The organism is Williamsia sp. (assembly GCF_016462415.1).
GTDB lineage: Bacteria > Actinomycetota > Actinomycetes > Mycobacteriales > Mycobacteriaceae > Williamsia_A.
This window is the reverse complement of sequence record NZ_JAEMTF010000037.1, coordinates 1-20,392: the sequence shown is the minus strand read 5'-3', so window position 1 is coordinate 20,392 and position 20,392 is coordinate 1. Positions and strand designations below refer to the sequence as shown.

Below are 20,392 nucleotides of genomic sequence, written 5' to 3'. Positions count from 1 at the left end.
GTCAGAACAGGGTGTGCGGCCGGATGAGGTTGGCCAGGTCGATCAGGTTGAAACGCTGCTCGCGATCGACGGTGGCGCGTGCGAGTCGGCGCAGCGACCGTTCCAGCCCGGCGCGCAATCCGTGTTCGGTGAACGGGAACCCGAGCAGCGAGATGTTGTCCGAGGCGCGGTCGGGGTGGACACCGAGCCACCCGAGTGCGGTTCCCAACACCATGATCGACAACCGCGGCTTACGCGGTTCGGTCTCGGGCATCGCGGCCAGACGGCGGGCGGCCTCGCGGATCTGCTCGCCGGTCACCTGCTCCGGTTCGCGTCCGTGCACCAGCGCCAGCACCGCCGTGCACGACGCGGTGTTGAAGTGCCTGCTGGTGGCCGGGACGTCGTCGAGTGCCTTGACCGTCGCCTCGACATCGCCTGCGGTGAAACGCATCCGGGCGACACCGAACGCGGCGGTGACGATGCCGCGGTCGGTCTGCCACAGCGCGGTGTACTCCCGTAGCGCCACCGCGTTCCACCGCTTGATCGACGTGTCCCGCTCGGCCGACTCGCCCGCCTCACGGCGCAACCACCGACCGATCAGCTCCGCGGTCGCGGCGACGGCCAGCTTGGGCGCGACCTCACCCGGCATGGCGATCAGCACCGACGCGAATCGTTCGTGCGCGAGTTCGGGTTCGGAGTTCATCAGCGCGCAGATACCCAGATACCACTCGATCCGCCACGAGTGCTGGTGGTGCCGGGAGGTGATGTCGAGCAGGCCGAGCGCGGTGTCGACATCGCCGAGCTCGATGTAGGCGCGGGCCTCGGCCAGATCGACCTCGAGCGACGGGTGGTCGTCGGACGGGTCGGTGCCGATCAACGACGACAACCCGTCCTGTTTGGCCGACCGGATCGTGTCGAGTGTCTGGTTGGGTTCGGACAACTGGGCCGAGTTCAACAGTCCGGCAGCCGGATCGAGCTGATCGACCAGCGGCACCGGTAGTGCGGCCGCGATGTCGTCGGGGTCGAGGAACGTCTCGGAGTTGATCGGATCGAAGAACCCGTCCACCGGACCGAGCAACAGGTCGGTGCCGAACGTGGTGCGCTGCGGGGTGAACACCGACGACAACGCCGGGCGGGGCACGCCGGTTGTCCGCGCGACGGTCTCGCGCAGGACGTTGACCATCTGGGTGGTCATCTCGTCCGCGGAGGCGAAGCGGTGTTCGGGGTCGGGGTCGGTGGCGCGCTGCAGCAGGCGCCGGAACGATTCGTTGTCGGCCAGCACCTTCGACGCGTCGACTCCGGGCAGGCCGTCGACGTATCGGCCGTTCTCCATGGGCATCGGTACGGTGAGCACCGCCAGGGTGCGGCCGATGCTGTAGACGTCGGTGGCGATCTGCGGGCCGGTCTTGACGATCTCCGGCGCCTGGAAACCCGGTGTGCCGTAGAGGTGTCCGTACCCGTTGATGGGGGAGACGGCTCCGAGGTCGATGAGCTTGACCTCGTCGCCGCCGATCATGATGTTCTCCGGCTTGATGTCGTTGAACACCAACCCGATCGAGTGCAGATACGACAGCGCGGGCATCACCTCGAGCAGATAGGCGATCGCCTGCTCGACGGGGAGATGGGTGCGATGCGACGAGTCGCCGTCGACGGTGGTCAGGCTCTTGAGCGTCGCGCCGCCGACGTACTCCATCACGATGTAGCCGAAGGTCGCCCCGCTCACGTCGTGGTGTTCGACGAAGTTGAAGATCTTGACGATGTTGGGGTGCGACACCGACGCGAGGAACTGGCGCTCGGCGAACGCGACCGCCTGCGCTTCGGCGTCTTTCGAGTTCAGCAGGCCCTTGAGCACGACCGCGCGATCGGAGACGTTGCGGTCGAAGGCGAGGTAGATCCATCCGAGACCGCCGTGCGCGATCGCCCCGGTGATCTCGTACTGGTCGGCGACGATGGTCCCCGGCGCGAGACCGGGCACGAACGAGTAGTGCGCACCGCAGTGCGGACAGTCTCCGGTGAGCGGGCCTACGTCGGGGCCGGCGGACCGGCCGATGGCGCGCCCGCACTGCCAGCAGTCCCGCTTGCTCTCCGGGATGACGGGGTCGGTCATCACCGCGTCCTCGGGCTCGATGTCGCGGACCCATGCGACCTCGACCAGTCCGACGCCGAGGCGACGCTTCTTGCGCTTCCGACGACCGGACACCTTGTGCAGCGGGGGCGCCATGCGGGTGCCGGTGTCGTCGGTGGTGGCCGAGCTCGACGGGCCGGCATCCGGGGACGCGACCGCCTGCGTCGCGACGTCGGGTACCGCGGCCTGCGTGGCGATGTCGGGTACCGCGGCCTGCGTGGCGATGTCGGGTACCGCGGCCTGCGTCGCGACCTCGACGTCGTCCCCGGGGCGGGCCGAGTCCTCCGAATGTTCGCGGTCGTCGGCGGGGGAGTCGGAATCCGGGGTGTCGTGATCCGGGGCATCGACACCGAGATCGGCGCGGGTCACCGCTCGGGTGGACACCGAGCCGTCACCGTCGTCGCGGTCGTCATCTCGATCGGTCATCGCTCGTCGTCACCCCCTCGTCAGTCGCGGTAGGTCGGTTGTGGCGGGTAGTAGATCGGTCCCAGGATGGAGAGCCACCGATTGTAGATCTCGTACCAGGTGCCGTCGGCGCGGATCTTGTCGAGCACGCCGTTGACGAAGCGCACCAGATCGGGTTGTTCGAGGTTGACACCGACGCCGTACGGCTCCTCGCCGAGGCTCGCACCGACGACATGGACGTACGGGTCCTGGGTGGCCAGACCGGCGAGGATGGCGTCGTCGGTGGACACCGCGTCGACCGCTCCCTGCTGCAGCACGACCAGGCAGTCCGCCCAGGTGCTCACGGTCGACATCCGCACGCTGGGCACCCGCTGTTGCAGCCGACCGATGGAGGTGGTGCCGCGTGCTGCGCACACGCGCTTGCCTGCGAGGTCGTTGGCGTTGCTGATCGGCGAACTGCGCAAGGACAGGATCCGTTGCGACGCCTCGTAGTACACCGTCGAGAAGGCGATGTCCCTGGCGCGGTCGCAGGTGATGCTCAGCGTCTTGACCACCACGTCGACCTCGCGGTTCTGCAGCGCGCTGATCCGCTCGTTGGAGTTGAGGATGCGGTACTCGACGCGTTCGGGGTCGCCGAAGATCGCCCGCGCGATCTCCTTGGCGATGTCGACGTCGAAGCCCTCGATGTCGCCGCTGATGGGGTCGCGGAAGCTGAACAGGTTCGACCCGATGTCGAGTCCGACGATCAACCGGCCCCGCGCGAAGATCGCGTCCATCGCCGAGCCGCGGGGCATCCGCCCGACCGGCGGCAGCGGACCGGGTCGCAGGCTGGCGGTCGCGTCACAGGTGTTCTGGTTCGGCGGCGGCTCGACCGGCGCGTTCACCGTCAGACCGGGCGGCGTGGGCGCGATGGCGCTGGCCGACGGCGGATCGTCGGGCGGCGCGGGCGCATTGAGGCAGCTCGTGACGCCGAGCGTGACGAGGGCGAGGATCACCGCGAACACGCCGACCCGTCTCGACGGCGTGCGGGTCATCGGTACTCCCGGATCCGCGGCACCATGCCGAGTGCGCTGGTCGCGGCCGCGATGAGACCGAGGATGAGCGCTCCGCCGCCCGCGTAGCCGATGACCACCCGGGCGGTGTTGATGTCGTCGCGGAAGGTGGTCCTGGTGGTGGTGATGCCCTCGACCAGCGCGGCGTCGAGCTGGGTGTAGGCCGCGGCCGCACCGTCGGGGTTGTCGCCGACGGCCATGGCCGTCGCGCCGTTGAAGTCGCCGGCGTTGGTCCGCTCGACGGTGGCTGCATGGGCGTCGGCCCACGCGGATAGCGCGGTCTGGGCGCGACGGACGGCCGCGTCGGCATCGGCGTCGTCGTTGTCGTCGAGATAGGCCGTCAGGGTCGTCCGGATCTTGCCGCCCGCATCCGTGAACTGGGATTCGAGCAGCGCCCGGTCCCCGCGCCGGGCCAGCGACAGCGTCTCGGCCGATCGGGCCTGCTGCGCCTGGATGCGCGCCGAGGTCAGCTCCCGCAGCGGTTGCGCGCCGCGGGTCTCGGCGCTGTTGGTCGACGACACCGACAGGAGGCTGCCCACCAGCACCCACAGCAGTGCGATGACGATCGCGCCGATGGCCAGCAACATCCCCAGGTTCAACCGGCGGCGGGTGCGGCGCGCCAGGTAGTAGTGGGCGCCGACGAACGCCAGCAGCAGGATGGTCAGTGCGGCGTAGACACCCCACGGCGGGCTGGTGAACCGGTTCTGTGGATCGCTGATCGCCCTCGACCGCGCGGTGTACAGGCGCTCGGCGGCGGGCAGGATCGTCGTCTGCATGAGGTTCGACGCCTCACCGAGGTAGGCCGAACCCACCGGGTTCCCGAGCCGGTTGTTGGTCCGCGCCGACTCGATCAGACCGGTGTAGACGGGGAGGCGTTCGGCGAGGGTGTCCAGGTCGGCCCGGACGTCCATGTTCTCCTCGGCGGTACCGCTCGCCGCCTGGATCAGTGCCTGCGCCGCGGTGGCGACCGCGGTGGAGTAGCGACTGCGTACCGCCGCGGGCTCGAGTCCGCCGGAGATGAACGCGGCGTTCGCAGACGCGTCGGCGATGGACAGGTTGCTGTAGAGGATCTGCGACGACTCGGCGATGGGCTCGGTGTCGGAGATGGTTGCCTGCAGGGCGGCGGTTCGATTGTCCAGGCTGATCGAGGAGTACCACCCGGTCGCGATCGCGCCGATGAACAGGACCGCGGCGATGATGAACAGCTTGCCCGGACTCGTCCCGGCCAGATGACGCAGCGATGTGAGCGGGGACTGCGCGCGGTCGCGGGCGTAGGTGAGCAGCTCGCGACGCTCGGCGCGTGCGCCGCGGCGGCCCAGGGGACCGCGGCGGTCGGGTCGGGGGTCGGAGCGGCGCAACATCGGTCGGGGGATGGTCGTCGTCCCACGGGTCAGTCGGGAGCGCACGGACGCCGCTTCGCCGGTCACTGACGAGGTCCCTTCTACTACCCGATCCGTGGGTGTGCCCACGCCGATGCCGACGGATTCTCGCTCCGCGGGCGGATCTTGAAGACTTCCGTGGTCGACTCTAATCGCGACATGGGATCACCGTGGTCTGTTGCCGTTTGCGTACGGTTGCGGGGAAGGGCGGTCGGTGCGGCACGCCGGAGCGTGATGAGCGGAGGAGGTGGACGCGCGGTGCGGGGAGACGGTGACGGTTGGGTGTTCGACCCCGACGGTGCTCGCTACTGGGGTCGCCACGGCGCGGCCGGGCTGCTGCTGCGTGCGCCGCTGGCCGACGGCACCACGGGGATCCTGCTGCAGCATCGCGCGTTGTGGAGCCATCAGGGCGGGACGTGGGGTCTGCCCGGTGGGGCACGTGACTCGCACGAGACCCCCGAGGACACCGCGATGCGCGAGGCCGACGAGGAAGCGGGCATCGTGCGCACGATGCTGACCGTCCGCGAATCGCTGGTGACCCACGAGGCGGAGAGCGGGTGGACCTACACGACCGTCATCGCCGACGTCGACACCCCGGTGGACACGGTCGCGAACGTGGAGTCGGCCGAGCTGCGCTGGGTCAGCGAACACGGAGTCGACGAGCTGCCGTTGCACCCGGCGTTCGCCCGCAGCTGGCCGACGCTCCGGTCCACGCTCGGTCGACTGTAGAGACCTCGTCTCTCAGCCCAAGCGGTTGACGGCCGAGATCATCGCCTTGACGTAGGCCGCCTCGGCGGTCTCGTCGACGCCGAGGCCCCAGCTCGAGATGCCGCGGACGTCGCACAGCACGAAGCCCGCATACCCGTCGGCGGTTCGCTGGTGGTGCAGGCTGACGATCTCGATCGGGGTCCCCAACGCATGCAGCATGGCCGTGATCGCGCCGATCGCGCCGGTGGACGACTCCCGCAACGACCAGATGCGGTCGCCGATGGCGATGGTGGCCTGGTAATCGATCAGACCCCCACGACCGGGCGTCGCCGACCAGCTGCCCAGGCGGATGCCGCCGGCGCACGCGTACGTCGCGTAGAAGTTGTCCCAGCTCAACGCGTGTGCGACGTCGCGCAGTCCGCGGGGCAGGGGGGAACGGAAGTGAGCCTCGGCCGGGTCGGACGGTGTGGGCCGGGAACGCTCGACGGTGTCGGGAGCGTGTGGTGCTGAGTTCATGACGTGGTCTTTCCGAGAGGAGAGAAGTGACCAACGAACAGGCGCGACGACCCGCAGCGGGGGGTCGGTCGGATCAGACCCCGCTGCGGCGGGTTACTACGAGCAGGCGCGTCATGGCGGGTCGAGCGTAAGCCCGACGAGCGTGCCGTGGCAACCGTTCTCAATTCACCTTTGTGACATCGTTAGTTTGCTGTGATCTGTTTCCGCAGAGCCGACGCCGCCGCGCGCGGGTCGGCCGCGTGGGTCAATGCGCGGACCACCACGATGCGCTCGGCGCCGGCCGCGAGCACCTCCGGCAGACGCGTCTCGTCGATCCCGCCGATGGCGAACCACGGTGCCCGTGTGGGTCGGCCCGCGACGTCGTTCACGAGGCCGAGGCCTGCAGCGGGACGACCGGGTTTGGTGGGAGTCGGCCAGCACGGCCCGGTGCAGAAGTAGTCGACGTCGGGGTCGGCGTCGGCCGCGCGGGCCTGGGCGTCGTCGTGGGTGGACCGACCGATGACCACGTCGGCGCCGACGATGCGGCGGGCGGCGGTGGGCGGCAGGTCGTCCTGGCCGAGGTGGAGCACGTCGGCCTGGGCGGTGGCGGCGATGTCGGCGCGGTCGTTGACCGCCAACAGGGCGCCGTGCCGGATGGTGACCTCCCGCAGCTGTGCCAGCAGCTCGAGCTCCCGCGCGGCCTCCAGCGCGCCGAACTCGGTCTCGCCCGCCGACCCCTTGTCGCGCAACTGGACGATGTCGACGCCGCCCGCCAGCACCTGGTCGACGAATGAGATCAGGTCCCCACGTTCGCGTCGGGCGTCGGTGCACAGATAGAGCCGGGCGTCGGACAAACGATCTCGGGCATCCACGGTGGCCAATCTAATGGCGCCAGGGCCCGGCTCGCTCCGGGGAGGTTCCGCGCAGGGCGGTAGGCTGGCCACACACACGCGGGGGCCCGGGAGATCGCCGGGCTGAGAGTGCGACCGAGACGTCGCTGACCGTCACACCTGATCCGGGTAATGCCGGCGTAGGAACGAGGTGAGCAGTCGATGGGACGAACGCTGGCAGTGGTCGGCGGCGGGGTCATCGGGTCCATGATCGCGTGGCGTGCCGCCCGAAAAGGCTGGGACACAACCGTCCACGAACATGACATCGCCGACTCGGCGTCCTGGGTCGCCGGTGGGATGTTGGGCTGCATGGGCGAGGCCCGGCCCGGTGAGGACACCGCGCTCGACCTCGCACGCGAGTCGGCCCGGAGGTGGCCCGTCGTGCTGACGGCGCTGGCCGATCCGGCGATCTCGGTGGCCACCGACACGCTGCTGATCGCCGCCGACACCGCCGACGCCCACGAGCTCGCGACCCGATCCGATTACCTCCTCGGTCACGGACTCGCCATGAAACCACTGAGCGGCAAAGACATCCGGTCGGTGTCGCCGGGGCTGGGCAGCTCGGTGCGACGCGGGTACCTGGCGATGGGCGAGGGTGCGGTGGACAACCGCGCGCTGCTGCAAGCGCTGCGCACCGCGGCGACCGACGCGGGGGTCGCGGTGCGCGCGCACCACGTGACAGACATCAGCGAGCTCGACGCCGACCAGGTGGTCGTCGCCGCCGGTGTCGGTACGGGCCGGTTGTGGCCGCCCGCGGCCGTCCGGGCCGAGAAGGGCGAGATCATCCGGCTGCGCAGGCCGCCGACCGCACCGCCCCCACCAGACAACGTCATCCGCGCGCGCTGGCGCGGGCGACTCGTCTACCTGGTTCCGCGCCACGACGGCGTGGTGGTCGGGGCGACGCAGTACGAGGTCGGGATCGAGACCGATCCCGATCCCCGCGCGGGCGGCGTGGCCGATTTGCTCGCCGACGCCATCGAGGTGATGCCCGGGCTCGCCGAGTACCGCGTGAGCGAGGTCGGCGGCGGGATGCGTCCGGTGACACCCGACGCGTTGCCCCTGATCGGTCGGATCGACGATCGAACCGTCCTCGCCGCCGGACACGGGCGCAACGGGATCATGTTGGCGCCCATCACCGCCGAGCTGGTCACCGACCACCTCGACGGGACCGTGGATCCCCGGTGGTCCGCGACGCTGGATCCGAGGAGGTTCACATGACGATCACCATCGAGGTCAACGGCGACGAGAAGGAGGTGGCCGACGGCACGACGGCTGCCGCCCTGCTGGCCGTCCTCGGGTTGCCGGAGCGTGGAGTCGCGATCGCCGTCGACGGTGTGTTGCACCATCGCGGCACCTGGGACGCACCGCTTCCCGACGGGGCGCGCATCGACATCCTCACCGCCGTGCAGGGTGGTTGAGGTGGCGGTGCCGACCGACGACGTTGTCGCCGAGGGCCTGCAAATCGGATCACGCGTCTACCGTTCGCGGCTGATCATGGGTACCGGTGGCGCGGCGAACCTCGATGTCCTCGAACGCGCGCTGGTGGCCTCGGGCACCGAACTCACCACCGTCGCGATGCGCCGGGCGGACTCCGGCGGCGGCCCCGGGGTGGTGGATCTGTTGCGCCGTCTTGACATCGACGTGCTGCCGAACACCGCGGGGTGTCGGACCGCGGCCGAGGCGACGCTGACCGCGCAGCTCGCGCGTGACGCGCTCGAGACCGATCTGATTAAACTCGAGATCGCCGGCGACGACCGGACCCTGCTGCCGGATCCGATCGAACTCCTCGACGCGGCGGCGACCCTTGTCGACGACGGGTTCGTCGTTCTCGCCTATACCAACGACGATCCGATACTCGCGGCCCGCCTCCGTGACTGCGGGGTCGCCGCGGTGATGCCGCTGGGATCGCCGATCGGCACCGGACTGGGCATCGCCAATCCGCACAACCTGGAGATGATCGTGGCGTCGGCGACGGTGCCGATCATCCTCGACGCCGGCATCGGGACCGCCAGTGACGCCGCGCTGGCCATGGAACTCGGCTGCGACGGCGTGCTGTTGGCGTCGGCGGTCAACCGGGCCGACGACCCGGTCTCGATGGCGTCGGCGATGTCGGCGGCCGTGCACGCCGGGTGCCTCGCGCGCGGCGCGGGACGGATCCCCAAACGATTCTGGGCCCAGGCCTCGTCACCCGCGCGGGACTGAGGTCCACCCTTCGGTCGAGGGATTCGCCTGCGGAAACTCAATCCATCGGCTGATCCACCGGACCGGACATCCCTGGCATAGTCCGGTGTGTGATCAATGTTGAAGGACTGACCAAGACATACGGGCCGACCCGTGCGGTCGACAATCTGACCTTCGGTGTGAAGCCGGGCATGGTCACCGGCTTCCTCGGACCCAACGGTGCGGGCAAGTCCACGACCATGCGCATGATGCTCGGACTCGACAACCCCACCGCGGGCCGGGCGACCATCAACGGGCAGGACTACCGCTCCCTGAAGGACCCGCTGCGGCAGGTCGGTGCGCTGCTCGACGCGAAATGGGTGCACCCCAACCGCTCGGCGCGCTCGCACCTGCGCTGGATGGCCGCGTCCAACGGGATCCCGACGACCCGGGTCGACCAGGTCCTCGAGGACGTGGGACTCACCGCGGTCGCGGGGAAGAAGGCCGGCGGGTTCTCTCTGGGCATGTCCCAGCGACTCGGCCTCGCCGGCGCTCTCCTGGGTGACCCCGGTGTGCTCCTGTTCGACGAGCCGGTCAACGGACTCGATCCCGAGGGCATCGTCTGGATCCGCAAGTTCATGCGCGCACTCGCCGCGCAGGGACGGACGGTCCTGGTGTCAAGCCACCTGCTGACCGAGATGTCGCTGACCGCCGAGCACCTCGTGGTCATCGGCCAGGGCCGGCTCATCGCCGACTGCTCGGTCAAGGAGTTCACCAGCCAGGCACAGCGCACCGTCACCGTGCGCAGTCCGCAACTGGCGCAGTTGCACGAGGCACTGACCCGTGCCGGGCTACAGGCCACCCCGGCCACCGACGGATCGCCCGCACTCAACCTGCTCGACGTGACCACCGACCAGGTCGGCGACATCGCCGCCGCCAACGCCATCGCGCTGCACGAACTGTCCGGCAGCACGGCATCGCTGGAGGAGGTGTTCATGACGCTCACCGCAGGATCGGTTCAGTACCAAGGCAATCCGGGTGGGCCCGCGGGTCATCCGCCGAACGCCCCCGGACCGCAGAATGCCAACCACCCGAACCACGGAGGACCGCAATGATGGTCAACGCCCTCAACGCCGAGCGCATCAAGCTGCTCAGCACCAAGTCGCCGTACTGGTGCGTCGCCATCGTCGCGCTGCTCGCGATCCTGTTCAGCGTCCTGATCGGTGCGTTCGCATCCGGTGACGACTCGGAGAGCATCTACGCCTCCGACTACACCACCGGCGTCAGCCAGATCGGTGTGATCGTGCTGATGATCATGGCCGTGCTGGCCGTCACCAGTGAGTTCCGCTTCGGCACCATCCGCACCACCTACCAGGCGATCCCACGGCGCGAGGTCGTCCTCGGCGCGAAAGCCGTGATCTACGGCGGGCTCTCGGTCGTCGTCACGCTGATCCTCGGCATCGTGGCCCTGCTGCTGGGCAAGGCGTTGTCGGGCAACAACATGGACCTCGTCGGCTCCGACGCGATCCGTCAGTACTGGGGCATCCCGGTCTACACGCTGCTGTGCATCCTGATCGGTCTCGGTATCGGCGCCATCGTCCGCCAGACCGCGGGCGCCATCGTCGTGCTGCTCATCTGGACGCTGGCCCTCGAAGGGATCATCGGCATCATCCCCAAGTTCGGTGACGCGGTGAGCCCGTACCTGCCGTTCAACAACGCGGCCCGGTTCCTGACCGAACGCGACACATCGATCGATTTCCCGTGGAACGCATACGGATCGATCGCCTACTTCGCGGTCATCTCGCTGATCATCTTCGGTCTCGGGGTCTTTTTCACCAAGAAGCGCGACGCCTGAAACAGCCGCCGAGCGTGCCGAAATCGCCCGCCGAGCGTGCAGCAGTCTTGCCCTGACATCACGTCAGAGTCGAAGCGCTGCACGCTCGACGGTCATTTCGGCACGCTCAGCGAGCGTTCTGGGCACGCTCGGCGGCTAGTCGGACACCCGCCACAGCGGGTTGACCGGACCGTGCCCCGCGCCCAGTGGATAGGACCAGCGAATCGACTCGGTGACCCAGTCCTTGGCGAACCGCAGGGCGTCCGGCACCGACAACCCGTGCGCGAGAGCGCAGCACATGGCCGAGGCGAGGGTGTCGCCTGCGCCGTGATCGTGGGGGGTGTCGATGCGCTCGTGGTCGAGTTCGAGGAACGTCTCGCCGTCGTAGAGCAGATCGGGACTGAACGGGCTCGAGCGCAGATGCCCGCCCTTGACCAGCGCCCACTGTGCACCCATCGCGTGCAGCTCGATGGCGGCGGCACGCTGGGTGTCGTCATCGACGACGGTGATGCCGGTGATCAGCGCGACCTCGTCGAGGTTCGGCGTGACGACGGTGGCGATCGGGATGAGCCGCTCGCGGAGCGAGTCCATGGCCTCGGTGGCCAGCAGCTGGTGGCCGTGCATCGAGGCGCAGACCGGGTCGACCACCAGCGGGATCGGACGGTCGCGACCGATCCCGACCTCGGCGGCCACGTCGACGATCGCGTCGATGATCGCGCCGGTGGCGAGCATCCCGGTCTTCGCAGCCCCGATCCCGATGTCGGTGACGACCGTGCGGATCTGACCGGCCACCGTCTCCGGGGGGATGGTGTGGACACCGGAGACGCCGAGCGTGTTCTGCACGGTCACCGCCGTCACGGCCACACACCCGTGCACACCGGCCAACGCCATCGTGCGCAGGTCGGCCGCGACCCCCGCCCCGCCGCCGGAGTCGGTCCCCGCGATCGTCATCGCACGGACCGGCGTCTGTCCCAGCGGGGCGGGTGGCAGCAGCTTCATCAGCTCATCATCCCTGGTGCGTGCTGACGGCCGGTGTGATGTCGAGATAGACCTGCTTTCCCGACGCCACGAACTCCGCGGACTTGCGATCCATCTCCGCGTTCAGCATCGCGTCGATGTCGGCCTGGGTGCGCAGGTTGTGGTCCTCGGCGAACTGACGCACGTCGGCCGAGATCCGCATCGAACAGAACTTCGGACCGCACATCGAACAGAAGTGCGCGGTCTTCGCGGGCTCGGCGGGCAGCGTCTCGTCGTGGTACTCGACGGCGGTGTCCGGATCGAGCGACAGGTTGAACTGGTCGTTCCACCGGAACTCGAACCGTGCCCGCGACAGTGCGTCGTCGCGTTCCTGGGCGCGGGGATGCTCCTTGGCCAGGTCTGCCGCGTGCGCGGCGATCTTGTAGGTGATCACCCCGACCTTCACGTCGTCCCGGTTCGGCAGGCCCAGATGCTCTTTGGGCGTGACATAACAGAGCATCGCGGTCCCGGCCTGGGCGATCATCGCGGCGCCGATGGCCGAGGTGATGTGGTCGTAGGCCGGCGCGATGTCGGTGGCCAGCGGGCCGAGCGTGTAGAACGGCGCCTCGTCGCAGAGCTCCTCCTCGAGGCGGACGTTCTCGACGATCTTGTGCATCGGGACATGCCCCGGGCCCTCGATCATCACCTGCACACCATGGGATTTGGCGATCTTCGTCAGCTCGCCCAGAGTGCGCAGCTCGGCGAACTGCGCTTCGTCGTTGGCGTCGGCGATCGACCCCGGCCGCAGGCCGTCCCCCAGCGAGAAGGTGATGTCGTAGCGTCGGAAGATCTCACACAGCTCGTCGAAGTGCGTGTAGAGGAACGACTCCTCGTGATGTGCCAGGCACCAGGCGGCCATGATCGAACCACCGCGGGAGACGATGCCGGTGACCCGTCGCGCGGTGAGCGGCACGTAGCGCAGCAGCACGCCGGCGTGCACCGTCATGTAGTCGACGCCCTGCTCGGCCTGCTCGATCACCGTGTCGCGGTACATCTCCCACGTGAGAGTGGTGGGGTCGCCCTTGCACTTCTCCAGCGCCTGGTAGATCGGGACGGTGCCGACCGGCACGGGTGAGTTGCGCATGATCCACTCGCGGGTCAGGTGGATGTCGTCGCCGGTGGAGAGGTCCATGATGGTGTCGGCGCCCCACCGGGTCGCCCACACCATCTTCTCGACCTCCTCTGCCACCGACGACGTGACCGCCGAGTTGCCGATGTTGGCGTTGACCTTCACCGCGAACGCCTTGCCGATGATCATCGGTTCGCACTCGGGGTGGCGATGGTTGGCCGGGATCACCGCCCGTCCGCGGGCGACCTCCGACCGCACGAGCTCGGGCTCCACGCCCTCTCGTGCGGCGATGAACCGCATCTCGGGGGTCACGATTCCCGCACGCGCCCAGGCCAATTGGGTCGCGGCGCCGTCGACGGGATCGGGTCGGTCCCAGGTGTCCCGCACGGGTGCGAGCCCCCGGTCGAGGTCGATCGCCGGATCGGTCTCGGTGTACGGGCCGGAGGTGTCGTACAGGTCGAGGTGCTCGCCGTTGCTCAGTTCGACGCGACGGGTGGGTACGTTCATCCCGTCGACTAGGCGATAGTTCTTGTGACTGCCACGAATGGGTCCGGTGGTCACGACAGCAGAATTCGACATCAGATCTCCCTACGCCGGCATTACCCGGTCAGGTTCATTCGGTCGGCGGCCGCCTGCCGCCATCTCAGCCCTCGGTTCGCGAGAGCCCCCGTGGATTTTCATGGGTGACCGCCGCAGCGGTCTGCCGGTCACGCTACGCCCTCGCCGTCGGAAGGGAACCGCGCGCGGTCGCGGCGCGTCCATACGAGGAACCACCGCGCGCGGTTCGTCGACGGCGTTGTGAGACGCCCCAGGTAACCACCGAACGGATGGTCATCAGTGACTGAACCGTGACGTAACTACGCCTACGTAGCCGAAAGGTTCTGTAGTGTGATTGCAGTCACACAACGAGAGGAGGTCGCCATGCAGGTCCGACGTAAGAAGAGGCCGCAGCAGACGGCGCAATCGATCCTGCACCAGATTTCCGAGGTGGTGCACAACGTCGGACAGAGTCGCTTCGAGCTCTATGTCGCCGGCGACCTGGTCGGCGTGCTCGGCTACTCGATCGACGAGACCAACGGCGAGAAGGTGCTGACCATCATGCACACCGTGCTCTACGACGAGTTTTCCGGACACGGTCTCGCGACCCGCCTGACTCGGGGCGCGCTCGATTACGTCGTTGACCAGGGCGCGAAGGTGCGTCCGGTCTGCAGCTACACCAAGCACTACCTGACGACCCATCCTGGCGTCGCGCCGATCGCCGCCTGAGCAATCTGAGCTTCCGGCCAACCATTGGTTAGGCTACCCTTCCTCGATAACACGAGGGAAGAGGGGCATCAATGGCCGAGCAAGCGACCGCGGCACCGTCGAAGGGGTGGCAGGGGGCTGTTCTCAAGCTCTTCGGCGCCGATGACTACACGTTGCGGGTGACCCGCGCCGAGGTGGTCACCGAGCACTACGTCCGCGTGGGTTTCACCGGCGGAGGGCTGCTCGCGGAAAAGCCGGTGCACCCGACCATGTGGTTGCGGCTGTGGTTCGAGGCGAACGGCAAGCTGCATCAACGCGGATACACCATCGTCGACGCCGATCCCGCCGCCGACACCTTCGACATCGAGTTCGCGATCCACGACGGAACCGCGGCGCGATGGGCCCAGACGGTGCGACCGGGCCAGGAGATCAACGCGACGGTGATGGGTTCGAAGTTTGCCTTCCCCGATCCCGCGCCCACCGGCTGGCTGCTGGCCGCGGACCCCGCGTCGCTCGCGGCGATCAACTCGCTCCTCGACGCGATCTCCACGTCGCCCGCACCGACCGTCCCGGCGACGATCTGGTTCGAGTACCAGCACGAGAGCGACCGCGGTCTGCCGCTGCGGACGCGACCGGGTGACACCGTGCACTGGATCGCGCGCGAGCCCGGTGCAAGCACTCTGGTCGACGCCGTCCGCGCCGCCGCGGCCACGTCGCCCGATCACTTCGGGTGGGTCGCGCTCGAGGCCGCGAACACCCGCGCGGTCGCGCGGATCTTCAAGAACGACTTCGGGCTGAGCCGTAAGGCCGTCAAGGCGCAGGCCTACTGGACCGCTGCATGAATCACGGGCCTCAGGGGCGAGGAGTGCACATGAATGTCTGTCAGCGCGTGCCGCGATCGGTCGCGGTCACAGTGGTCGCCCTGGTCGTGCTCGGGCTCGCCGCCTGCAGTTCGCCGGACGAGGGTGACGACGCATCCGGCTCGGTCGCGCCGGTCACCGTCAACACGTCGGCGGGCAGCGTCACCCTCGACCGCGTCCCGGAACGCATCGCGGCGATCGGCGACCAGTGGACCGACGCCGTGCTCTCGTTCGGGGTGACCCCGGTCGCCTACGGCACCACCACCGAACAGCAGATCGGTAAGCAATCCCCCTGGACCGAGGGCAAACTGGGCGACGCTACGAAGATCAGCCTCACCGGCGACCGGGTGTCGCAGATCGCGGCCGCGAATCCCGACCTGATCCTGTTGCCCGGCTTCGGCGTCGAATCGTCCGAGATCGACAAGCTCAAGCAGATCGCGCCGACCATCCCGAGCATCACCGGTCAGCAGATCGACCCGTGGCAGGACCAGGTGCGACTCCTCGGGGCCGTGCTTCGCGAACCCGACAAGGCGACCGAGATCGTCAACGGGGTACAAAGCAGGATCGACACGATCAAGCGGGACAACCCCGGCCTCGCCGGGAAGACGTTCGCCTTCGCCTACATGTTCTCCGCCGACCAGATCCAGGTCCTCGGTGATCCGAGAGACGGTGCGACGGCCTTGTTCGCCGATCTCGGACTGACCGTCCCGCAGCGGCTACAGGACATCGCCGCCCAGCAGAGGCTGCCGCGTTTCCCGATCAGCACCGAGAACGTCCCGCAACTCGACTCGGATCTGCTCGTCATCGCCGCGGGCACACCGCAACTCGCGACGCAGCTGAAGACGCTGCCGGGTTATGCGCAGCTCACGGCGGTCCGCACGAACGCCGTCGCCCAGATGGATCTGACGAACATCACCGCGCTCAATCTGCCGTCACCACTGTCGATTCCGTACGTGCTCGACCAGCTCACACCTGCGGTACAGGCGGCCGCGCGCAGCTGAACGGTCGGTGTGGACTCAGTCGAGGTCGACGATGACCGGGGCATGGTCGCTGGCGCCCTTGCCCTTGCGTTCCTGGCGGTCGATCTCGGCGCCCGTGACCCGCGCGGCGAGTGCGGGTGAGCACAGCGAGAAATCGATGCGCATGCCCTCGCGGCGTGCGAACCGGAGCTGGGTGTAGTCCCAGTAGGTGAAGACGCCCGGGCCCGGTGTGAACGGCCGGACCACGTCGCCGAACCCGGCCTCGACGACGGCCTCGAACGCCGCTCGCTCAGCGGGCGAGGTATGGGTCTTGTCCGCGAAATAAGCCGGGTCCCAGACGTCGTCGTCGGTCGGGGCGATGTTCCAGTCGCCGGTCAACGCGATCTGTGCGTCCGGGTCGGCGGCGAGCCATGCCGCCCCCGCGTCGCGCAGCGCGGCCAGCCACTCCAGTTTGTAGAGGTAGTGCGGGTCGGTCAGATCACGGCCGTTCGGGATGTACAGACTCCACACCCGCACCCCGCCACAGGTGGCGCCGATCGCCCTGGCCTCGACGACCGCTGGCACGTCGTCGGACTTGGAGAAGCCCGGCTGGCCGGGGAAGCCGACGGCGACGTCGTCGATGCCCACGCGCGACGCGATCGCGACCCCGTTCCACTGGTTGAGGCCGACGGTCGCCAACTCGTACCCGGCAGCCGCGAAGCCCATCGCAGGGAACTTCTCGTCGGTGCACTTGGTCTCCTGGATGGCCAGGACATCGACGTCGTGGCGGTCGAGCCAGTCGACCACGCGTTCGCTGCGGGCCCGGATCGAGTTCACATTCCACGTCGCGATACGCACGCGTCGACCCTACGGGTCGGAGTCGGACCGTCAGTTCGGGGCGTTGCCGGTGAGCTTGTAGGTCTGGGTCACGCCGTCGGCGCCGGTGAGCGTGATGGTGGTGAACGTCTTGCGCTCGGGCCCGCCGAGCACGACGTCGACCTGACGCTGCTCGTAGTTGCCTGCGGCGCAGTTGGGGCGGCAGAGGTTGACGGCCTCGGTGCCGGTGCCCACGGCGCTGCGCGGTCCCCAGCGGGTCCAGGTGATGTCGCTGACCGACACCGAGTTGTCGCCGCAGTAGATCGAGGTGACGTCGGTCGGTCGGACCTGGGGCTGACCGCCGCAGTCGTAGATGACCATTCCGCCGGGGTTGTCCTGCGGGGTACTCGACGAGGCGGACGTCTCCGGGGTCGTCGTGGTCGTCTCCTCGGTGGTGGTCTCGTCGGTCGTCGTCGGTGGCGCCTCGGTGGTGCTCGGCGTCTCGGTGACGGTTTGGGTCACCACCGACGATGACGACGACGATGCGGTCGACGCGGGATCGTCGTCACCGGATACGGCGACCAGAATGATCCCGGCCACGACGACGATCGCGAGGACGGCGGCGATCGCGATCAGAATGGTCGTACGTCGGGACATCGGAGTGGTGTCCGGTTCGGGCTCGGGTGGGGTGTTTATCGGCTCTGTCATCGCGGCCCCAGGATAGGGGAGTCGTCTGTGAACCCGGTGCGGCCGGTCGCGACGCGACGTCGAAACGGTCACGAGCTCGCTCCTGTAGACCGTCGAGGAACGCCGACGTCTGATGTGGTGCGCCTTTGCGTCCCTTCGCCCACACGATGCGACCCGAGGTCTTGACGGCCTTGGACAGGACGACCACACCCTCCGCGAGCAGACTCGCACCGAGCGCCAGCAGCACTCCCTTGCCGGCCGTGCCCGACACGGACGGGTCGATCACCCCGAGCAGCAGACCTGCACCGAGTCGGATAACGACGTTGGCGGCCAGCAAGCCGATCGACACGGCGGTGTACTTCATGAACACCAGCCCGTCGCGTTCGAACACGCGGACGCTCGCCCCGCGCAGCACGCCGATGATCACGCTGACAACGGTCGAGGCCACCAGGAATCCGAGGGACACCCCGGACTGGTCGACCTCGGTGACCTGGACCAGACCGATCACCGTCAGGATCGCCGGGATCAGCAGCATCCGTTTGCCTTCGGCGGGCTCACCCAGGACGCGGCGGACGAGCAGGTAGCCGATCACCGCGATGGCGATGATCACCTCGAGAATTCCGTTCATCGGTTCGTGTTCCCGTCATTGTCGGACGTGTTGCTGTGATGATCGAAACGCTACGAATCCTGTGGGGTCGACGGATCCACCCGTGGGTCGAGATCTGGGTGGAGATCCACGCACGTGTGGACAGCGGGATGAATCGGTCCTAGCGTTCCTCTGAGGTCCCCGCTCTCGAAGGAGCCGCCCGTGCCGCTCTACGGTTTCCGCTGCGATCAGGGCTGCGCCGCGCTCGACCGGTCGTTCCCGATGTCCGCGATCCCCGACGGGATCGACTGTCCCGGTTGCGGTTCCACCGCGCGACGTCGAATCACCGCGGTCCCGATCGGGGTCGGCGACAGCGTCGCGATGCGGCTGCAGGACGCCACCAGGGCCACCGCCGATGCGCCCCGCGTCGTGTCCGGGGTGCCGGCGTCGAGTGGCTCGACCCGACGCCGCCCGGTCTCCACCGATCCCCGACACCGCCGTCTGCCCCGTCCCTAGTCCTGTCCACGACACCGCCACCCGAGATCGGATTCCCATGCCCGAGTTGATCTTCCCGCTGGATTCGACCAAGCCGTTCACCGCGCAGGAGAAGGTGGGTCACAACCGGTGGCACCCCGACATCCCCGCCGCGGTGACGGTCAAGCCGGGGGATTCGTTCCGGGTGCACTGTCGGGAGTGGTTCGACGGGGCGATCGTCAACGACGACTCGGCCGACGACATCCGGGACGCACCGTTGGCCGGGGTACACGTGTTGTCCGGGCCGATCGCGGTCGAGGGCGCCAAGCCCGGCGACCTCCTGATCGTCGACATCCTCGACCTCGGTCCGATCCCGCAGGAGGATTCCGGGCTACTGGCCGGCCAGGGCTGGGGCTACACCGGCATCTTCCCGACCCTCAACGGCGGTGGCTTTCTCACCGAGCAGTTCCCCGATGCCTACAAGGCGATCTGGGATTTCCGCGGCCAGAAGACCACGTCTCGCCACGTGCCCCACGTCGAGTTCACCGGCATCGTGCACCCCGGTCTGATGGGCACTGCGCCGTCGAAAGACCTGCTGAGCACGTGGAACACCCGCGAGGCCGCCCTGATCGCGACCGACCCCGACCGCGTGCCGCCGTTGGCGCTGCCCCCGTTGGCCGACAGCGCCATCCTCGGCTCACTGACCGGCGACGCGTTCGCCACCGCTGCCGCCGAGGGGGCCCGCACCGCACCGCCGCGCGAGAACGGCGGCAACCAGGACATCAAGAACCTCACCAAGGGGAGTCGGATCTTCTATCCGGTGTTCGTCGACGGCGCCAACCTCTCGGTGGGCGACCTGCACTTCTCCCAGGGCGACGGCGAGATCACCTTCTGTGGCGCGATCGAGATGGGCGGGTTCATCGACCTGCGCGTCGAGATCCTCCGGGATGGCATGAGCACCTACGGTGTCAGCGAGAACGCCATCTTCATGCCGGGCAACACCGATCCGCAGTACTCGGAGTTCATCGCGTTCTCCGGGACGTCGGTCACGCTCGACGGCGAACAGCGATATCTCGATTCGCATCTGTCGTACCAGCGCGCCTGCCTACATGCCATCGACTACCTCACGAAGTTCGGCTACAGCCCCGAACAGGCCTACCTCCTCCTCGGCGCCGCCCCCATCGAAGGCCGTCTGTCGGGGGTTGTCGACATCCCCAATGCCTGTGCGACGGTCTACATCCCGACCGCCATCTTCGACTTCCCGATCGCGCCGAGCGCGACGGGGCCGTTCCAGATCGACCCCGGCATCGGCGCGCCGCACTCGAGCTTCTGATCGTCGCTCAGCCGGGACCTTTGTCGCCCCGCCCGGGTCCGCCCGCAGGTCCACCTGCGCCGGGCTTGTCCTTGTCCTGCTTCTTCTGCTGACCGGGGGCCTGTTCCGGCGCGGCGGGACCGGGGCCGGGCGTGGGGCCGGTGTCCGCCGTTGTCGTGGGGTCCTCGGTCGGCTCCGGAATGGGCACCGTCGACGACGGGACCGGCGCCGGCGATTCACTGGTCGAGTCGACGGTGGTGCTGCGTTCGGGGGCCGGTTGGTCGTCACCGCGGCACGAGACGCCGATCGCGAGTCCGATCACCAGGAGCGCGAGCAGCGC

Annotated in this window: 21 protein-coding genes, 1 pseudogene and 2 riboswitches; of the genes and pseudogenes, 11 read left to right on the top strand and 11 right to left on the bottom strand. The window is 68.4% G+C overall.

Annotated features, from left to right (window positions below; translation table 11 throughout):
* Nucleotide 1: 1 nt before the first annotated feature.
* The 3 genes from JHC79_RS11195 to JHC79_RS11185 are packed head-to-tail and all read right to left on the bottom strand — an operon-like array spanning nucleotide 2 to nucleotide 4,988.
* Entirely contained in the window at nucleotides 2-2,530 is a 2,529-nt protein-coding gene (locus tag JHC79_RS11195; protein WP_296390657.1) for a serine/threonine-protein kinase, read from the bottom strand.
* Between the two features lie 20 nt (nucleotides 2,531-2,550).
* Complete coding sequence (locus JHC79_RS11190) at nucleotides 2,551-3,543, bottom strand: glutamate ABC transporter substrate-binding protein (RefSeq protein ID WP_296390655.1); 993 nt, start codon at nucleotides 3,541-3,543, stop codon at nucleotides 2,551-2,553.
* Complete coding sequence (locus JHC79_RS11185; RefSeq protein ID WP_296390653.1) at nucleotides 3,540-4,988, bottom strand: hypothetical protein; 1,449 nt, start codon at nucleotides 4,986-4,988, stop codon at nucleotides 3,540-3,542. The genes JHC79_RS11190 and JHC79_RS11185 overlap by 4 nt, the downstream gene beginning before the upstream one ends.
* Nucleotides 4,989-5,198: 210 nt before the next feature.
* Here JHC79_RS11185 and JHC79_RS11180 point away from each other — a divergent pair, with 210 nt between their 5' ends.
* Nucleotides 5,199-5,669 carry an NUDIX hydrolase gene (locus JHC79_RS11180; RefSeq protein ID WP_296390651.1) on the top strand — a complete coding sequence of 157 codons (471 nt, stop codon included), beginning with the start codon at nucleotides 5,199-5,201 and terminating at the stop codon, nucleotides 5,667-5,669.
* A gap of 12 nt (nucleotides 5,670-5,681) precedes the next feature.
* On the opposite strand, the gene JHC79_RS11175 is transcribed toward JHC79_RS11180, so the two are convergent.
* Nucleotides 5,682-6,164, bottom strand: coding sequence for a hypothetical protein (locus JHC79_RS11175; protein WP_296390648.1), 483 nt, complete (start codon nucleotides 6,162-6,164; stop codon nucleotides 5,682-5,684).
* A gap of 182 nt (nucleotides 6,165-6,346) precedes the next feature.
* Entirely contained in the window at nucleotides 6,347-7,015 is a 669-nt protein-coding gene (gene thiE / locus JHC79_RS11170; RefSeq protein ID WP_296390646.1) for a thiamine phosphate synthase, read from the bottom strand.
* A gap of 68 nt (nucleotides 7,016-7,083) precedes the next feature.
* Nucleotides 7,084-7,199: riboswitch (TPP riboswitch) on the top strand.
* Between thiE and thiO the strand changes: the two genes are divergently transcribed.
* The 5 genes from thiO (at nucleotide 7,196) to JHC79_RS11145 (ending at nucleotide 11,048) form a co-directional block, all read left to right on the top strand.
* Entirely contained in the window at nucleotides 7,196-8,251 is a 1,056-nt protein-coding gene (thiO, locus tag JHC79_RS11165; RefSeq protein ID WP_296390644.1) for a glycine oxidase ThiO, read from the top strand. It overlaps the preceding riboswitch by 4 nt.
* 2 nt (nucleotides 8,252-8,253) lie before the next feature.
* Nucleotides 8,254-8,451: a sulfur carrier protein ThiS gene (gene thiS / locus JHC79_RS11160; protein WP_296390697.1), complete on the top strand. Its 198-nt coding sequence runs from the start codon at nucleotides 8,254-8,256 to the stop codon at nucleotides 8,449-8,451.
* A gap of 7 nt (nucleotides 8,452-8,458) precedes the next feature.
* Nucleotides 8,459-9,235: a thiazole synthase gene (locus JHC79_RS11155; protein ID WP_296390694.1), complete on the top strand. Its 777-nt coding sequence runs from the start codon at nucleotides 8,459-8,461 to the stop codon at nucleotides 9,233-9,235.
* Nucleotides 9,236-9,324: 89 nt separating this feature from the next.
* Nucleotides 9,325-10,308: an ABC transporter ATP-binding protein gene (locus JHC79_RS11150; RefSeq protein ID WP_296390642.1), complete on the top strand. Its 984-nt coding sequence runs from the start codon at nucleotides 9,325-9,327 to the stop codon at nucleotides 10,306-10,308.
* A complete protein-coding gene (locus tag JHC79_RS11145) occupies nucleotides 10,305-11,048 on the top strand; it encodes an ABC transporter permease (protein WP_296390641.1) in 744 nt (247 codons plus the stop codon). Before JHC79_RS11150 ends, JHC79_RS11145 begins: the two co-directional genes overlap by 4 nt.
* Before the next feature lie 135 nt (nucleotides 11,049-11,183).
* On the opposite strand, the gene thiD is transcribed toward JHC79_RS11145, so the two are convergent.
* Nucleotides 11,184-12,026: a bifunctional hydroxymethylpyrimidine kinase/phosphomethylpyrimidine kinase gene (thiD, locus tag JHC79_RS11140; RefSeq protein WP_296390639.1), complete on the bottom strand. Its 843-nt coding sequence runs from the start codon at nucleotides 12,024-12,026 to the stop codon at nucleotides 11,184-11,186.
* Nucleotides 12,027-12,033: 7 nt separating this feature from the next.
* Nucleotides 12,034-13,692, bottom strand: coding sequence for a phosphomethylpyrimidine synthase ThiC (gene thiC, locus JHC79_RS11135; RefSeq protein WP_296390636.1), 1,659 nt, complete (start codon nucleotides 13,690-13,692; stop codon nucleotides 12,034-12,036).
* A riboswitch (TPP riboswitch) is annotated at nucleotides 13,683-13,794 on the bottom strand. (Overlaps the previous gene by 10 nt.)
* A gap of 240 nt (nucleotides 13,795-14,034) precedes the next feature.
* On the opposite strand from thiC, the gene JHC79_RS11130 reads away from it, so the two are divergent.
* From JHC79_RS11130 to JHC79_RS11120, 3 genes are all read left to right on the top strand, one after another.
* A complete protein-coding gene (locus JHC79_RS11130; RefSeq protein ID WP_296390634.1) occupies nucleotides 14,035-14,379 on the top strand; it encodes a GNAT family N-acetyltransferase in 345 nt (114 codons plus the stop codon).
* A 71-nt stretch (nucleotides 14,380-14,450) separates the two neighbouring features.
* Nucleotides 14,451-15,200 carry a siderophore-interacting protein gene (locus JHC79_RS11125; protein ID WP_296390633.1) on the top strand — a complete coding sequence of 250 codons (750 nt, stop codon included), beginning with the start codon at nucleotides 14,451-14,453 and terminating at the stop codon, nucleotides 15,198-15,200.
* 29 nt (nucleotides 15,201-15,229) lie between these two features.
* Nucleotides 15,230-16,219 carry an ABC transporter substrate-binding protein gene (locus tag JHC79_RS11120; RefSeq protein WP_296390630.1) on the top strand — a complete coding sequence of 330 codons (990 nt, stop codon included), beginning with the start codon at nucleotides 15,230-15,232 and terminating at the stop codon, nucleotides 16,217-16,219.
* A gap of 15 nt (nucleotides 16,220-16,234) precedes the next feature.
* Here JHC79_RS11120 and JHC79_RS11115 read toward each other — a convergent pair whose 3' ends face one another.
* Genes JHC79_RS11115 through JHC79_RS11105 form a run of 3 tightly spaced genes read right to left on the bottom strand, consistent with a single transcriptional unit; the run spans nucleotide 16,235 to nucleotide 18,308 of the window.
* The gene (locus JHC79_RS11115) at nucleotides 16,235-17,035 is read right to left on the bottom strand and encodes an exodeoxyribonuclease III (protein ID WP_296390628.1); all 801 of its coding nucleotides are present in this window, start codon (nucleotides 17,033-17,035) and stop codon (nucleotides 16,235-16,237) included.
* 30 nt (nucleotides 17,036-17,065) lie between these two features.
* Complete coding sequence (locus tag JHC79_RS11110; protein WP_296390626.1) at nucleotides 17,066-17,593, bottom strand: hypothetical protein; 528 nt, start codon at nucleotides 17,591-17,593, stop codon at nucleotides 17,066-17,068.
* Nucleotides 17,559-18,308 carry a hypothetical protein gene (locus JHC79_RS11105; protein WP_296390624.1) on the bottom strand — a complete coding sequence of 250 codons (750 nt, stop codon included), beginning with the start codon at nucleotides 18,306-18,308 and terminating at the stop codon, nucleotides 17,559-17,561. The genes JHC79_RS11110 and JHC79_RS11105 overlap by 35 nt, the downstream gene beginning before the upstream one ends.
* 180 nt (nucleotides 18,309-18,488) lie before the next feature.
* On the opposite strand from JHC79_RS11105, the gene JHC79_RS11100 reads away from it, so the two are divergent.
* Together JHC79_RS11100 and fmdA are read left to right on the top strand one after the other, a co-directional pair.
* Complete coding sequence (locus tag JHC79_RS11100) at nucleotides 18,489-18,782, top strand: FmdB family zinc ribbon protein (RefSeq protein ID WP_296390623.1); 294 nt, start codon at nucleotides 18,489-18,491, stop codon at nucleotides 18,780-18,782.
* Nucleotides 18,783-18,819: 37 nt separating this feature from the next.
* A complete protein-coding gene (gene fmdA / locus JHC79_RS11095) occupies nucleotides 18,820-20,073 on the top strand; it encodes a formamidase (protein ID WP_296390622.1) in 1,254 nt (417 codons plus the stop codon).
* A 7-nt stretch (nucleotides 20,074-20,080) separates the two neighbouring features.
* Here the strand turns inward: fmdA and JHC79_RS11090 are convergent.
* Nucleotides 20,081-20,392 (bottom strand): annotated as a pseudogene (locus tag JHC79_RS11090) (hypothetical protein); the annotation flags it as partial.

What these genes read in the sequence shown, in the direction of transcription:
- thiC (WP_296390636.1), bottom strand. Translation starts at nt 13,692, where the DNA reads ATGTCGAATTCTGCTGTCGTGACCACCGGACCCATTCGTGGCAGTCAC.
- JHC79_RS11190 (WP_296390655.1), bottom strand. Translation starts at nt 3,543, where the DNA reads ATGACCCGCACGCCGTCGAGACGGGTCGGCGTGTTCGCGGTGATCCTC.
- JHC79_RS11130 (WP_296390634.1), top strand. Translation starts at nt 14,035, where the DNA reads ATGCAGGTCCGACGTAAGAAGAGGCCGCAGCAGACGGCGCAATCGATC.
- JHC79_RS11120 (WP_296390630.1), top strand. Translation starts at nt 15,230, where the DNA reads ATGAATGTCTGTCAGCGCGTGCCGCGATCGGTCGCGGTCACAGTGGTC.
- JHC79_RS11125 (WP_296390633.1), top strand. Translation starts at nt 14,451, where the DNA reads ATGGCCGAGCAAGCGACCGCGGCACCGTCGAAGGGGTGGCAGGGGGCT.
- JHC79_RS11175 (WP_296390648.1), bottom strand. Translation starts at nt 6,164, where the DNA reads ATGAACTCAGCACCACACGCTCCCGACACCGTCGAGCGTTCCCGGCCC.
- JHC79_RS11145 (WP_296390641.1), top strand. Translation starts at nt 10,305, where the DNA reads ATGATGGTCAACGCCCTCAACGCCGAGCGCATCAAGCTGCTCAGCACC.
- JHC79_RS11195 (WP_296390657.1), bottom strand. Translation starts at nt 2,530, where the DNA reads ATGACCGATCGAGATGACGACCGCGACGACGGTGACGGCTCGGTGTCC.
- JHC79_RS11105 (WP_296390624.1), bottom strand. Translation starts at nt 18,308, where the DNA reads ATGAACGGAATTCTCGAGGTGATCATCGCCATCGCGGTGATCGGCTAC.
- thiD (WP_296390639.1), bottom strand. Translation starts at nt 12,026, where the DNA reads ATGAAGCTGCTGCCACCCGCCCCGCTGGGACAGACGCCGGTCCGTGCG.
- thiO (WP_296390644.1), top strand. Translation starts at nt 7,196, where the DNA reads ATGGGACGAACGCTGGCAGTGGTCGGCGGCGGGGTCATCGGGTCCATG.
- fmdA (WP_296390622.1), top strand. Translation starts at nt 18,820, where the DNA reads ATGCCCGAGTTGATCTTCCCGCTGGATTCGACCAAGCCGTTCACCGCG.